The 14,150-nt window shown below is 42.2% G+C and carries 11 protein-coding genes; 10 read left to right on the top strand and 1 reads right to left on the bottom strand.

The features are described from left to right. The first annotated feature begins 40 nt into the window (after window positions 1-40). The 4 genes from NZ848_RS11355 (at window position 41) to NZ848_RS11340 (ending at window position 5,112) form a co-directional block, all read left to right on the top strand. A complete protein-coding gene (locus NZ848_RS11355) occupies window positions 41-1,189 on the top strand; it encodes a 3-dehydroquinate synthase (protein WP_253532631.1) in 1,149 nt (382 codons plus the stop codon). A 1-nt stretch (window position 1,190) separates the two neighbouring features. Then, on the top strand, window positions 1,191-2,384 hold the full coding sequence (eboE, locus tag NZ848_RS11350; RefSeq protein WP_259015583.1) for a metabolite traffic protein EboE: 1,194 nt from the start codon (window positions 1,191-1,193) through the stop codon (window positions 2,382-2,384). Between the two features lie 22 nt (window positions 2,385-2,406). Beyond that, entirely contained in the window at window positions 2,407-3,783 is a 1,377-nt protein-coding gene (locus NZ848_RS11345; RefSeq protein WP_259015582.1) for an alkaline phosphatase family protein, read from the top strand. 234 nt (window positions 3,784-4,017) lie between these two features. Further along, the gene (locus tag NZ848_RS11340; RefSeq protein WP_259015581.1) at window positions 4,018-5,112 is read left to right on the top strand and encodes an NAD(P)-dependent alcohol dehydrogenase; all 1,095 of its coding nucleotides are present in this window, start codon (window positions 4,018-4,020) and stop codon (window positions 5,110-5,112) included. A gap of 76 nt (window positions 5,113-5,188) precedes the next feature. Here the strand turns inward: NZ848_RS11340 and NZ848_RS11335 are convergent, their stop codons facing one another. Further along, window positions 5,189-5,833 (bottom strand): ankyrin repeat domain-containing protein, encoded by a 645-nt coding sequence (locus NZ848_RS11335; protein ID WP_259015580.1) that lies wholly within the window; start codon window positions 5,831-5,833, stop codon window positions 5,189-5,191. A gap of 166 nt (window positions 5,834-5,999) precedes the next feature. Between NZ848_RS11335 and NZ848_RS11330 the strand changes: the two genes are divergently transcribed. The 6 genes from NZ848_RS11330 (at window position 6,000) to NZ848_RS11305 (ending at window position 14,146) form a co-directional block, all read left to right on the top strand. Further along, window positions 6,000-8,582: a T9SS type A sorting domain-containing protein gene (locus NZ848_RS11330; RefSeq protein ID WP_259015579.1), complete on the top strand. Its 2,583-nt coding sequence runs from the start codon at window positions 6,000-6,002 to the stop codon at window positions 8,580-8,582. Window positions 8,583-8,941: 359 nt separating this feature from the next. After that, complete coding sequence (locus NZ848_RS11325) at window positions 8,942-9,847, top strand: OmpA/MotB family protein (protein WP_259015578.1); 906 nt, start codon at window positions 8,942-8,944, stop codon at window positions 9,845-9,847. A 192-nt stretch (window positions 9,848-10,039) separates the two neighbouring features. Then, window positions 10,040-11,080, top strand: a complete 1,041-nt coding sequence (locus NZ848_RS11320; RefSeq protein ID WP_259015577.1) for a DUF4097 family beta strand repeat-containing protein — start codon at window positions 10,040-10,042, stop codon at window positions 11,078-11,080. 49 nt (window positions 11,081-11,129) lie between these two features. Further along, a complete protein-coding gene (locus NZ848_RS11315) occupies window positions 11,130-11,900 on the top strand; it encodes a pentapeptide repeat-containing protein (protein ID WP_259015576.1) in 771 nt (256 codons plus the stop codon). A 215-nt stretch (window positions 11,901-12,115) separates the two neighbouring features. Beyond that, the gene (locus NZ848_RS11310) at window positions 12,116-12,778 is read left to right on the top strand and encodes an ABC transporter ATP-binding protein (protein ID WP_259015575.1); all 663 of its coding nucleotides are present in this window, start codon (window positions 12,116-12,118) and stop codon (window positions 12,776-12,778) included. A gap of 39 nt (window positions 12,779-12,817) precedes the next feature. Next, window positions 12,818-14,146, top strand: a complete 1,329-nt coding sequence (locus NZ848_RS11305) for a TolC family protein (RefSeq protein ID WP_253532594.1) — start codon at window positions 12,818-12,820, stop codon at window positions 14,144-14,146. The last annotated feature ends 4 nt before the right edge of the window (window positions 14,147-14,150 follow it).

Here is a 14,150-nt window from a genome sequence, read left to right as displayed (position 1 = left end):
GGCAGCTATTTTTTTTTGATTTTATTTATTTTATCTACCAATGAATGTAATTCAACAGGCCTTTCAGGTGCCTTTTTCTTTTAATATTATTTTCACACAAAACCTTTTTTCTTCTGAAAACAAAGCGTTTATCAATTTTCTTACAAACTTCGGCGAACCCGGTTTTCAGAAAAAAATATTGTTTTTAATAGATGCCGGTGTTGCTGAAAAACATCAGTATTTGCCTGAATCAATCAAACAGTATTTTCAAGGCCAAACCCAGATTGACCTGGCAGACGAAATACTGGTTTTACCGGGCGGAGAATTAGTTAAAAACGACAGCCAGTATCTCGACAAAGTGCTGCTGGCTATCAATCAATACGGTATAGACAGGCATTCTTTTGTGGCAGCCATTGGCGGTGGCGCATTTCTTGACATGGTAGGCTACGCCTCCTGCATTGCACACCGTGGCGTAAAGCATATCCGGATACCTACCACCGTGCTATCGCAAAACGATTCAGGCGTGGGTGTTAAAAACGGTGTCAATTTTCTGGGCAAAAAGAATTTCCTCGGTACTTTTGCGCCTCCTGTGGCCGTATTTAATGATTCCAACTTCTTAACCTCTCTTTCAGACCGCGACTGGCGTTCGGGTATATCTGAAGCCGTGAAGGTGGCTTTAATTAAAGACCTGCCCTTTTTTGAGTGGCTGGAGACCCATGCACAAGCAATGGCAAACCGCGAGATGAATGTGATGAATGAACAGATTTTTCGTTCGGCTGCCCTGCATACCAATCATATTTCAAGTGGTGACCCATTCGAAATGGGTTCGGCAAGGCCTTTAGATTTTGGGCACTGGGCAGCTCATAAATTAGAATATCTGAGTAATTTTGAAATAAGACACGGAGAAGCCGTGGCTATTGGCATTGCGCTTGATTCTGTTTATTCGCAGTTGTCTGGGCTGATAACAGAAGAAGATGCCAACCGCATTATCAGACTTTTAAAGACGCTTGGATTTACCTTGTACCACGACTCGCTTGCAGCGAATGACAAGCTGAATTTATGGGAGGGGCTGAATGAATTCAGAGAACACCTGGGCGGAAGGCTGACCATAACCATATTAGAAAAGCTCGGTAAGGGCAAAGAAATTCATGAGGTGGATTTTGATTTAGTGAAATTGGCCGTTGACCGCCTGAAATTAACCCTCGATTAAAATGAAAACACCATACGGACACCTGAGTTATTGTAGCAATATTCATCCCGGCGAAGACTGGAAAGAACATTTTGCGGTTCTGCAAAGCAGTATTCCGGAAATCAAGGCAGGGGTTTGTCCCGATGCGCCTATGGGCATAGGCTTAAGACTAGCCAATCAGGCCAGTATTGATTTATCAGCAGAACAAAATTTTGAGACCTTTCAAAACTGGTTGACCGCACAGAATTGTTATGTTTTTACTATGAACGGTTTCCCGTTCGGAAACTTTCATCATACAGTAGTAAAAGACCAAGTGCATGCACCCGATTGGACAACACAGGAAAGGCTGGATTATACCATAAGGTTATTTAATCTGCTTGCCCGATTATTGCCGGACACTTTAGAAGAGGGCGGTATATCTACCTCACCACTCTCCTATCGGTTCTGGTGGTTAAACGATGCTGCACTAAAGGAAGCAACCATTAAAGCTACCAAAAACATGATTTTGGTAGTTGAGGAGCTGATAGCATTAAAAGCAAGCACCGGAAAAACCCTTCATCTGGATATTGAACCGGAACCCGACGGGATTCTGGAAAACTCTGAAGAGTTCATTAGCTGGTATAATAACTATCTGTTACCTATAGGAATTGAGCAATTGGCTACCAAAGGTTTTTCGCCCGGGCAAGCCATTGAGGCCATTAAAACGCATATTCAGCTTTGCTATGATATTTGCCATTTTGCGGTTGGTTTTGAGGCGCCAAAGGATGTAATTGTAAAAATGGAGACTGAGCAACTGAAAGTTGGGAAAATACAAATAAGCTCGGCCCTGAAAGTTGACTTTGCTGAACAAGCGCAGGAAAAACTGGACGTAATTGCTCAGTATAACGAACCCGTTTATCTGCATCAGGTTGTTGCTCAAAGATATGACGGCAGCTTTACAAAATACCCCGACCTGAGTGAGGCCATTGCAGGCTTTGATAACAGCATCAGCTCGTGGAGGGTACATTTTCATGTGCCTTTGTTTTTAGAGCAGTATGGTTTGCTGGGTTCTACGCAATCTGATATTGTCAATACCGTTGATGTACATAAGGCAAAGCCATTTACCAACCATCTTGAAGTAGAAACCTATACCTGGGGCGTTTTACCGAAAGAATTTCAGGCTCCGCTTAACGAGTCAATCATCAGAGAATTAAATTGGGTAAAAGGATTATTATAAGAGGCTCTAAAATTCTACTAAAATGCAAAAAACTGTAGTTATTGATATAGTTGGCCTTAGTACCAGTGTCATTGGTGAACACACACCGTTTTTACAGAAATTCATTGCAAAAAATACGCTTACGCACATTAAGCCGGCTTTCCCTGCGGTTACTACCACAGCGCAAAGCTGCTATATAACCGGTAAAAACCCGGATGCACACGGCATTGTAGGGAATGGCTGGTATGACCACGATGCGTGTGAGATGAAGTTCTGGAAACAATCTAACAAACTGGTTCAGTCTGAAAAAATATGGGAGGCTGCCAGAAGAAAAAATCCGGCCTTTACGGTTTCAAAGATGTTCTGGTGGTACAATATGTACTCATCAGCCGATTTTTCAGCTACGCCTCGCCCGCAATATCATTCAGATGGTGTAAAAGTACCCGATTGTTACACCTATCCTGCCGACTTAAGAGATAAACTACAGGCCAAGTTGGGTACCTTCCCATTGTTTAAGTTCTGGGGGCCTAATACAAGCATTGATTGTTCTAAATGGATTGCCGATGCCTCATTGGAGGTTGACAGAACCGAAGACCCTACGCTAACGCTGATTTATCTGCCTCATTTAGATTATTGCCTGCAAAAATTCGGTGTTGATTTCGGTAAAATCTCTAAAGATTTACATGAAATTGATAGCCTCGTAGAAGAGCTGGTCAATTACTATGAGCAACGCAATGCAAACGTTATATTGCTTTCTGAGTACGGTATCAACAATGTGAGCCACCCTATACACATCAACAGAATCTTGCGCGAGCATGGATTACTTTCTGTACGGGTAGAAAGCGGGCTGGAACTGCTGGACTGCGGCGCGTCAAAAGCTTTTGCGGCTTCCGACCACCAGATTGCTCACGTGTACGTTAATGACGAAAGCCAGAAAGAACGGGTAAAAGAAATTCTATCTAAAATTGATGGTATTGCCCTGATAATGGATGAAGAGGAGAAACAAAAATACCACATCAATCATAAAAGAGCCGGTGATTTTGTGTTAATGGCCAAGGCCGACAGCTGGTTTACCTACTATTACTGGTTTGATGATAAACTGGCCCCTGATTTTGCCCGCAGCGTTGATATTCATAACAAACCGGGCTATGACCCCGTTGAGATGTTTATGAATCCGGCTAATCCTTTCATTAAATTAAGAGCCGCTTACAAGTTGCTTCGTAAACTAACAGGCTTCAGATACAGAATGGATGTTATTCCGCTTGATGCCAGTCTTGTCAAGGGCTCACACGGCACGCTCGATATAGGAAAAGAGTTTTATCCTGTACTGGTAAGTAATCAAAAAATAACCGAAGAGATAGCTGCAACCGATGTTTATGATGTAATCTGGAACAGTTTGTTCGGGAATGACATGAAATAAACATTTTAATCCTTTCGGCCAACCAACAGACCCTCTATGGTTGTTTAAACTGACAGCGGCCCAATCACGAAATCCGGCCGTGCCGCACTTTGCTTATCCTTTTTTCTAATCAGGCAGGCAAACTGTGCCAGACACACTTCGTGTAAAATTTCCAATACCACATTGGCGGTTTTTACAGCTAATGGGCCAATACAGCACGAATACTTTACTTATACATCTATAAAAAACTTATCCATGGAATCCGTAAAATCAGTAACCGGTGGCGCAACAGATGTTCCGTCAAAAGAAGTAAAAGCATTTGGTACGCTAGCCGCAGATGCACGATTAGACCAACTGCAAATTAAACGCAGAACGCCTAAACCGCACGACGTTGAGATTGAAATATTATATTGTGGCGTTTGTCATTCAGACCTGCACACAGCCAGAAGCGAGTGGCCCGGCACGGTTTATCCATGCGTTCCGGGGCATGAAATAGTAGGAAAGGTTGTCAGTGTCGGTAATCATGTAACCAAATTTAAAGTGGGCGACCACGCTGCCGTAGGTTGTATGGTTGATAGTTGCAGAGATTGCGAATATTGCAAGGAAGGGTTGGAGCAATACTGCGAACAGGGCAATACAGGCACCTATAATGCACCTGATGTACATTTAGGCACACACACCTTTGGTGGATATTCTGAAAGCATAGTAGTTGATGAATCTTTTGTGTTGCATGTGCCTGAAAACCTTGATCTGGCCGCTACTGCTCCGCTATTATGCGCGGGTATAACCACGTATTCTCCACTAAGACACTGGAACGTCGGGCCGGGCAAGAAAGTAGGCGTTGTGGGTATTGGCGGGCTGGGCCACATGGCAGTAAAACTGGCTAAAGCAATGGGTGCAGAAGTAATTGTTTTTACTACCTCAACAACTAAGATTGAAGATGCCAAACGCCTGGGCGCCGATGACGTGGTGTTGTCGAAAGACAAAGCGCAGATGGCCAGATACAGAAGCAAGCTTCACTTTGTTTTGGATGCGGTTTCTGCCGAACACGATATTAACCAATACCTGGGTTTATTGAAGGTAGACGGGTCTCTTGCTTTGGTAGGTGCGCCTGAGCGTCCGCTGCCTGTGGCTGCATTCAGCCTGATACCTGCCCGCAGAAACTTTGCCGGCTCAATGATTGGAGGGATTGCCGAAACGCAGGAAATGCTTGATTTCTGTGGCCAGCATAACATTGTTGCCGATATTGAGATGATTAAAATGGATGAGATTAATGAAGCTTACGAGCGCTTGCTGAAAGGCGATGTGAAGTATCGGTTTGTAATTGATATGGCTTCGTTGAAAAATTAAAATTCTCAGTCAATTAAGCAAAAATAAAAGCCTTTCAGCAGTAGATATGCAACTGCTGAAAGGCTTTTTAAATTAATCAACTCAACAATTCTTTTAGTGCTTTATCCTCTTCTTCAATCATGTCAAAAACTGTTTTCCCACCACTGTTTGGAATGCTCTTGTCTGCCCCTGCTTCAAGCAAGAGCTTAACACATTGCAGGTAACTATCCATATCTTTCTTATCACTGCTATATAAACCATGAACGGCCCAGAAAAGCGGTGTCGACTGAAAGTCAATACATCTTCTATTGATTTCTGCCTGCGCCTGTATCAATCTTTCAACTACAGTGGCTCTGCCACACCAGGCTGCCCAATGCAGGGCCGTACCTCCGTGACAACCTCCATGATGAATGTCTGCCCCCTGCTCTATATAAAGAATCGCCACTTTATCTGCATGCAGGCTGGCTGCTGCAACAAGCGGGCTGTCCTTTTTTTCTATCATCTCACCTCCGTTTACATCAGCGCCATATTCCAGAAAAAGTCTGGCCATTTCTACTCCCTCTTCGTCTGAATATTTGCAGTTATAAACACCATCACAAATCCGGTGTAGCGGATGTGCCTTGGTTGTATTCAGCTCGTCGTAAGGCAAGCCCTCGTTTGCCAATTGTGGATTGGCAGAAAGCGCGCTTTTTAAACCCTGGTAGTCTGCTCTGTCAATTAATTGTTTTACTGATACCGTCATGGATTAAATGTCTAATCTCTAAATGGTGAAGTCTGATTTCTGCCATACAATATACCAGATATTTTTTTAATTATTGCTGGCATTAATTTATCCTTTTGGTTTCAGGCAAAATGTTGTTTTGCAAACAAAATTCTATTACTTTTCGGAATCCATCGACGTCTCAAAAATGAAAAAGAATTTACTCGCTACGCTTTTGCTATTACTGACTTTCTTTTGCGGTTTTAGTCAGGAACAACCCCCGGCAGTTGAATGGGCCGAACCTTATCGCGGAGGTACAAGAGGGGGCAGCATCTCACCTTTCAAGGGGCCTGGCCATTTATTTGCATTAATCAAATACCAGAATTCAAACAGCGGCTCAGCAAATATTAGCAAGTTTAATGCTGATGGCATTGTAAAAGACCAATACATCAGCGCAGAAGGGGGTTCTTCAAATGCTCCGGTAATGACTCAATGTGCATCGCAGGATGGTGGCGTTCTTGTATTTTTGCTGATGGACAGGGTACTGAGAAAATATGATGATAACCTCAATTTAAGTTGGCAAAAAAATGTCAGCTACCAGGTGCAAAATGCCACACCAACACAGTCAAACGGATTCTATTTATTAACCAACCGATTTGTCAGCAACACGACTGTAACTGAAATAAAGAGGATAAAAAGTGACGGCAGTGAAGAATGGACAATTGAATTAACAGATATTATAAACATATCTGATCTGAAAACCAGTGCTGATGATGGGTTGATTGTGGCCTATTCAAACGGTGTTCGTAAATATAACGCCAATGGCTCACTGGCCTGGTCAAATACCGGTATCTTTGGCAGCTATCAGATTATGCCCTCTGCCGATGCATCTTTCTATGTTTTAGCCCGTAATAACACCACAAATATCAGCTATGTGGTTCTGGTTAATTCTTCTAATGGCAATGCAACCTGGACAAAGTCCTTAACCGGTGAAACCATTAGCGATTTTGAGAGAACATCTGATAACGGCTGTGTTTTCAGTACTAATACTGGTTTGTATAAGTATAATTCATCAGGTGTGCTTCAATGGAAAAACGTTGATTATACTTCCGGCAAAATAGCTGTTTCGGGCGATGATAAGATTTTCGTTGTCAGAGATAACGCCATTTTCAAGCTCAATTATAACAATGAGACCCTCTGGACAAAAAACTTCAACCGTAATCACTATATCATTCAGGATATTCATGAGGCATCAGACTTTGGCTTGTATGTAAATGCAGTAAAAAATGCCACAACGTTCAATACTTCTCCAAATTTTCTCGTTTTCAAACTCGCAGCTCCGGCTTCGCCCTGCAAAATGTCTTTTGATATTACAGGCAATAGCGCCACTTTTTGCCAAAACGGCAGCATAGACCTTGGCGCTTCGTTTGGCAAAGTTTCGTTTAAGCACATGGCGCTTCTCACAGATATTTCAATTCAGTGGTACAGAGGCAACTTTGCCTTAACATCGGCCACAGACAGTGCCTATACCACTTCTATTAATGGCAATTACCGACTGGAGGTGACGCAAGGAAATTGCGAAGCCTTATCGAGATCGGTAACACTGAAAATAGTAAATGAAACGTCGCCTTTTGTAACAACTGATAAAAGAATCATTTGCCAGGGCACGCAGACCTCATTAAGAGCGCTGGGCTGCGAAGGCACGGTGGTATGGTCTACCGGTGATACGGGTGATACGCTTTGGGTTGCCCCAACTGCCACTACCAGTTATAGTGCCGTATGCCAGCAAACCATCAATAATGAGACCTGCCAGAGTGCGCCCAGTTTAAAGTTTACCATAACCGTAGTGAGTACATCTAACCTGCAAATAACGGCAATAACAGGCAGTAAAGAGTTTTGCGAACAAGATTCAACCGTGCTGGAGCCTGTCATTACCGGGGGTATTGCCCCATTTAGCTATATCTGGGCCTCTGCCGACAACACATTTTCTTATGAACCAAAGCTGGTAGTAACCCAGGAAAACAAGTATATACTACGTGTTTTTGATAATGCCGGATGTTCGGCATCAACAGATTTGTTTGAAATCAGAAAAAATGCCAAGCCGCTGGCGCCCACCATATTATCGCCTTCCGGTACCCAGATTTGTACCGGTGCAACCGTTAGTTTAACTACTGCGGCCAAAGAAAACAGCTATTTGTGGTTTAAAAATAATACTGGCATTGCAGAGGCAACCAAAGAAGCTTATACCCCCACCTCCGCAGGCATATACAAACTAAAAGTCACCAACACCAAAGGTTGCTCGGCGATGTCGGCCAATACCATAACCATTACCGAAGTAGTTATTCCGCAGCCTAGTATTAAACAATCGAATGATAGTTTGGTATCCAGTGCCGCCAGCGGAAATAAGTGGTATTTTAATGGTGGTGAGTTGTCTCAAACCAGCCCTAAAATCCAATTCACTCAATTGGGCAGTTATCAGGTGAAGGTGTTTGATAAAGGGTGTGAAAGCCCTATCTCGGCTGTTTTTCAACCTGTGTTATTGGCCAATGAAGAACATACTCCTTACATACAAATGTACCCCAACCCGACTGCCGATAAGGTCTATCTGAAATCTGCCAGGCTGTTTACCTATAAACTGATAGATGCAGCAGGGCGATTAGTTGGTAAGTCTACTGTTAAGCAGGATACGCATACCATTGATTTTACTGGCTTTTCTACTGGCACCTATTTGATTGTTTTGGAACAAGAAAACGGAAATGCTGTGGTGAAGAAGGTGAATGTGAGTAGATGAGGGGTTTCTTTTAAAAAGTTAATATCAGCTTATTTTGCAGGTCTATTGATTATATGCAGGAGGCTATTATGTTGAACCATGCGCGTTCAGTATAATAGCCTCTCTCCATTTTTGAGTATTTTTTTCCCCTACGCAGCTTACTGCTTCTCCATTTTAAGGAATAAGTATATGGAGCTCTTCTACCTTTTAAAACCTCATTTTCGTGTATTCTGCATTGTTTTTAATGGTCAATCATGACACGTTTATACATCTGTTGGCATACTTTTTTGCACTTCTATCCAATCAAGGCATCGGAAGCACAACATCACATATCTAAATCCTTCCGGCCGTAAATATGTAATATTAAAACACGCAATCTCATGAAAGTTTTAGTAAAACCCCTGATTATCCTTTTTGCAGCCACTTCGCTGGCTTCGTGCGTAACAAAAAAGAAATATGTTGCCCTGCAAAATGAATATGATCGCTCGCAGTCTAATCTGGTAAAATGTGGCGACGAAGTGCAAGACTATAAAGACCGCCTGGCCGCCGCTACAAGAAATGCCGAAAACCAGAATATGGCTTCGCAAAGCGCTATTCAGCAGCGCGACCAACAGCTTAGCTACATGAAAGACCAACTGGAAGACCTGAAAAAACTGCGCGACAGACAATTGGAACAAGTGGGCGACCTGACGGTGTTATCAAGGGCCGCGAATGCTAACATTGACAACACGCTGTCGCAAATGCAACAAAAAGACCTGTACATCAACCGGCTTCATGCTGCCAGAACCAAGACCGACTCAATTAATCTGGCCTTAGCCGTTAACCTGACCAGCGTGCTGAAAGACGGTATTGAAGATAAAGACATTGAAGTAAAGGTTGATAAAACAGTGGTGATGATTAACATCTCTGACAAAATGTTGTTTAACAGCGGAAGCTATAAAATTACCCCAAGAGCAAACGTAGTGCTGGGTAAAATTGCACAGATAGTGCAGTCAAGACCAGAACTTGAAGTAATGGTTGAGGGCTACACAGACAACGTTTCTATTAAAAATGATTGTATTACCGACAACTGGGATCTGAGCGTAAAAAGGGCCACTTCTGTAGTAAGAACACTACAAGGCCAGTTTAAGGTAGACCCTAATAAACTGATTGCAGCCGGCCGTGGCGAATACAATATGCTGACAAGCAATGATACGGCAGAAGGGCGCTCTACCAACCGCAGAACCAGAATTATTCTGATGCCAAAATTGAACCAGTTCTATGAACTGCTGGGTTCAACCAAATAACAGGTAGAAGACACCCAACAAACGGGCAGAATCGCAGGTGTGATTCTGCCCGTTTGTTTTTAAACCAAAGCCAGAAGTGACCCCGTAAATGAACCATCAAAAAAAAATTGTCTTATTTACGCAACTTGCCTTTATTTTTCTGCATCTTAAGGTAAACTGTATCAAATTATCATTTTCTAACTATACATAATTATGAAAAAACTACGCTTATTGTTTGTAACAGCATTATCTGCTATCAGCATTTCGTATGCTCAGGACAAAGAATCACCATATTTTGTAAAAACGTATCGCTCGGCCGAAATTCAGAATGTTAATGTTCGAACCTCCGGCGGTAGTATTACCGTTATCGGCCAGGAAGGCAGCGAAGCCCGTGTTGAAATATACGTAAAACCTAATAACTGGAACGGGAGCTCGTTAAGTAAATCTGAAATTGAGGAAAGACTAAGAGAATACGAACTAAGTGTAAAAAAAGAAGGCAGCACCATTTACTGCGTAGCCAGAAGAAAAAATGATAGTGGCTGGAACAACTGGAAAAAATCGTTGAATATTTCATTCAAAATTTACTCGCCTGAAAAAATCTCAACAGACCTGCAAACCAGCGGTGGTGGTATAACCCTTAAAGACCTTACCGGCAACCTGAGTTTTTCTACCAGCGGTGGTGGCCTGAAACTATATAATCTGGGTGGTAATATTAAAGGCAGAACATCAGGCGGTGGTATTGATATTACCGACAGCCGCGATAACATTGACGTAAGCACCAGTGGTGGTGGCATTGACGCTACTAATTGCAAAGGCGATATCAGACTTGTTACGTCTGGCGGGGGTCTTCGCCTAAAAAGGCTGAACGGCATGGTAAAAGCTTCTACCAGTGGTGGGGGTATCAGAGCAGAGGAAATCGGTGGAGAGTTCATTACTTCAACTTCAGGTGGCTCTATACATCTTGAAGACATTACTGCCAGTGTAAAAGCATCTACCAGTGGTGGCGGTATACATGCCGACATCAAATCATTAGGTAAATACTTGTCGTTATCAACCAGTGCAGGAAGTATTACGGTAAGAATGCCGCTGGATAAAGGCATGAACCTTGATTTGGATGCTAACCGCGTGCGTATCCCAGAAATAAGAAACTTCAATGGTCGTATCGAAAAAGACCGTGTAAGAGGTTCGGTTAACGGTGGCGGAATACCCGTAACAATGGATGCCAATTCTGGCAGCATCAGTATTAATGATTAAGCAAATCCGGAATTAAATCATAAAATTTATTACTTAATACCGATAAAACATGAAAAAACTATTCATCTTTCTTTTATGTGCCGGAATTGGCGGCTCTGCCATTGCACAAAAAGAGGTTTCGGCCAAAACAATTTTCGAAGCCATAGACCAGGGCAAAGCTGTTAATTATGAAGGTGTAACCATAACCGGTAACCTGGACCTGACAGAGCTATCAAACAAAAAGAGAATCAAAAAAAGCAAAGGATACGAAGAGTATAAAAGCTATGTTGAAGTACCCATAACTTTCAGAAACTGCGTTTTTAAAAACGATTTCATTGCTTACAAAAACTCTGAAAATGAAAAAGGTGGTAAATGGGGCAACACCTCATGGAGCATTGGGGAAGGTGCCACCTCTACAACAGACTTTGAACGGAGTGTAACCATAGAAAACTGTACTTTTGAAGCAAAAAGCGAGTTTAAATATTCTGATTTTGCCGACAAAGCCTCTTTTGCCGGAACCAAGTTTCAGAAAGAAGCCAATTTTAAATATGCAGGCTTTAAGAAAGAATCAAACTTTGCTAATTGCAGATTCGGCGAATACGCCAACTTCAAGTATTCTGACTTTAAGTATGATGCCGATTTTTTTAGCGCAGACTTCAGAAACTATGCCGACTTTAAATATGCCAATTTTAACGAACGCGTTACATTTAAAGGTTCAACCTTTAATAACAATGCCGATTTTAAATATACTGAATTTAAAGACTCTGGTAATTTTGATAACACCAGGTTCCGCTCGGGTATTGATATGAAGTACTCAAACGGGAAGAAATACATCAACTGACCTTAGTAATCAAAGAACCCAACCCCTTGTCCGAAGGCGTACAAATCCTGTCCGTTTTCGGACATTTTTATTTTACAAAAACATCTTAAATGGCTTACTATAAGACATTTAAATTTAATGGCATAAACTTTGGCAAACAGTTATAGAAGAGTGAAACCGGAAAATCGGCCAGGATACAGTATCTTAACAACCAGAACTAATCAATTCAATCAAAAATGATTCAATTAAAAAACATATCTAAATATTACCCTGCGGGTTTCGGGAAAACTTATGTGCTGAGAAATATTAACCTGACCATCAATCAGGGCGAATTTGTATCTATCATGGGGCCTTCAGGTTCTGGAAAATCAACTTTGCTGCATATTCTGGGTTTGCTTGAAGAAGCATCAGAAGGCGAGTATTTGTTTGAGGATATGCCGGTACAGAAACTTTCAGAAAAAAAACGCACCGAATTACACCGTACCAGCATTGGGTTTGTGTTTCAGGCGTATCATCTCATTGACGAACTTACGGTTTATGAAAACATAGAAACCCCGCTTTTATACAAAGGGCAGTCTGGCTCGGAACGTAAAAGCAGAGTAGCCGACGTATTAGACCGCTTTAATATGGTAGCTAAAAAAGACCTTTTCCCGACACAGTTATCAGGCGGACAACAACAGTTGGTAGGTATTGCAAGAGCCATTGTGGCCGAACCCAAGATAATTTTTGCCGATGAACCTACCGGAAACCTGCATTCTGAACAAGCCAAACAAATTATGGAGCTGTTTAAAGAACTGAACGAAAAAGACGGCGTAACCATAGTACAGGTAACTCACTCAGAAGAAAACGCTACCTATGGTAATAGAGTTATCAGGCTTAAAGACGGCTGGATTGATTAACACAACCCTTGTTTTGAAATTAGTGATAGAAAAAATACAATGAACAATTTACGCAAATACGTACTGCTTTTTTCGTTTTCGATGTGCCTCTCGGGTGTTAGTGCACAAACCCGGCTAACCCTGAAAGAATGCCTGGACATAGCCATAAAGAACAACCTTACTTATCGCGAAAGCCAGATACAAGCTGAAGCAGCCAATGTGGAACTACAAAGGGTGAGGTCACTGGCGTATCCAAGAATAGGTTTTGGCATAGGCCAGGACGTACGCCTGGGTAGAAGTATTGACCGTTTTACAAACGCCTACATTGAAGAGCTATACAGCACCAATGGCTTTGGGATTGACGCTTCAATAGCTTTGTTTAACGGATTTCAGATAAAGAATCAGATACAACAGAACATATTGCTGAAAGAGGCCGGCCAGAAAGGTATTGAGGCCAGCCGTAATATGATTACTATTAATTTGATGCAGGCATATTTGCAGGTGCTGGCGTCGCAGGAGCTGCTTGAAGTAGCGCTGCAGCAGGTAGAAACATCTAAAGCCCAGCTTGAGCGTATAACCAAGCTTGTTGATGCCGGAGTGTTGGGCCAAACAGAATATTTCCAGATAAAATCTCAGCTGGCTAATGATGAATTTGCACTTGTAACCACTCGCAACACATTAAAAACTAACAGGCTGGCTTTATTTCAGCTGATGAACCAGACCCCCTCAAACAATGTAAGATTTGAGCCTATTAATGATGAGGTAAACATTTACAAAACAGATGATAACTTTGTTAATCAATTATACGAGCAATCGATTAACAGTTTCCCGTCAGTAAAAAGGGCTGAATTACAGTTGAAAAGCTTCAACAACCTCATAAAAGCAACAAAGGCCAATGTTATACCCAGCTTAACGCTATCGGCCAATTATGGCGCTTTTTATTCTACATCCAATAAAGCCGAAACATATATAAAGCAGATAAACGGTACGCGTAATGGTTCGTTGTCATTAAACCTGAGTGTGCCTATTTTTGGTGGTTTGCAAAACAGACCAAGGGTAGCAGCCGCCAGAGTGCAACAACAACTGACAGAAAATAATTTAAATACGGCTAAACTTCAATTGCGCCAGGCTATTGAGCAATCGTTCCAGTCTTTTGATGCGGCCTCTGAAAGATACAAGGTAGCTACTGAGCAGGTAGCCATTAACGAGCAGAATGTAAAAGCCGCCGAAAGCAGAATCAGTGCCGGAACTGTTAATTCGGTAGAATACGTACTGGCTAAAGTAAATTATGACCGTGCCAGAAGCAACCTGGTTCAGGCGAAATACGAAGTACTGCTACAACAAAAAATTCTGGACTTCTATAAAGACGGAGAATGGAGAATTAATTAGTAAA

The sequence above is a fragment of the Emticicia fluvialis genome (genome assembly GCF_024793945.1).
In the GTDB taxonomy this organism is placed as follows: domain Bacteria; phylum Bacteroidota; class Bacteroidia; order Cytophagales; family Spirosomataceae; genus Emticicia; species Emticicia fluvialis.
Note: the sequence above shows the minus strand (reverse complement) of the source record. Positions and strands in the feature narration are given on the sequence as shown.

Bases quoted from the DNA above. Each gene is read 5' to 3' on its own strand.
- NZ848_RS11355 (WP_253532631.1), top strand. From the start codon at position 41: ATGAATGTAATTCAACAGGCCTTTCAGGTGCCTTTTTCTTTTAATATT.
- eboE (WP_259015583.1), top strand. From the start codon at position 1,191: ATGAAAACACCATACGGACACCTGAGTTATTGTAGCAATATTCATCCC.
- NZ848_RS11345 (WP_259015582.1), top strand. From the start codon at position 2,407: ATGCAAAAAACTGTAGTTATTGATATAGTTGGCCTTAGTACCAGTGTC.
- NZ848_RS11340 (WP_259015581.1), top strand. From the start codon at position 4,018: ATGGAATCCGTAAAATCAGTAACCGGTGGCGCAACAGATGTTCCGTCA.
- NZ848_RS11335 (WP_259015580.1), bottom strand. From the start codon at position 5,833: ATGACGGTATCAGTAAAACAATTAATTGACAGAGCAGACTACCAGGGT.
- NZ848_RS11330 (WP_259015579.1), top strand. From the start codon at position 6,000: ATGAAAAAGAATTTACTCGCTACGCTTTTGCTATTACTGACTTTCTTT.
- NZ848_RS11325 (WP_259015578.1), top strand. From the start codon at position 8,942: ATGAAAGTTTTAGTAAAACCCCTGATTATCCTTTTTGCAGCCACTTCG.
- NZ848_RS11320 (WP_259015577.1), top strand. From the start codon at position 10,040: ATGAAAAAACTACGCTTATTGTTTGTAACAGCATTATCTGCTATCAGC.
- NZ848_RS11315 (WP_259015576.1), top strand. From the start codon at position 11,130: ATGAAAAAACTATTCATCTTTCTTTTATGTGCCGGAATTGGCGGCTCT.
- NZ848_RS11310 (WP_259015575.1), top strand. From the start codon at position 12,116: ATGATTCAATTAAAAAACATATCTAAATATTACCCTGCGGGTTTCGGG.
- NZ848_RS11305 (WP_253532594.1), top strand. From the start codon at position 12,818: ATGAACAATTTACGCAAATACGTACTGCTTTTTTCGTTTTCGATGTGC.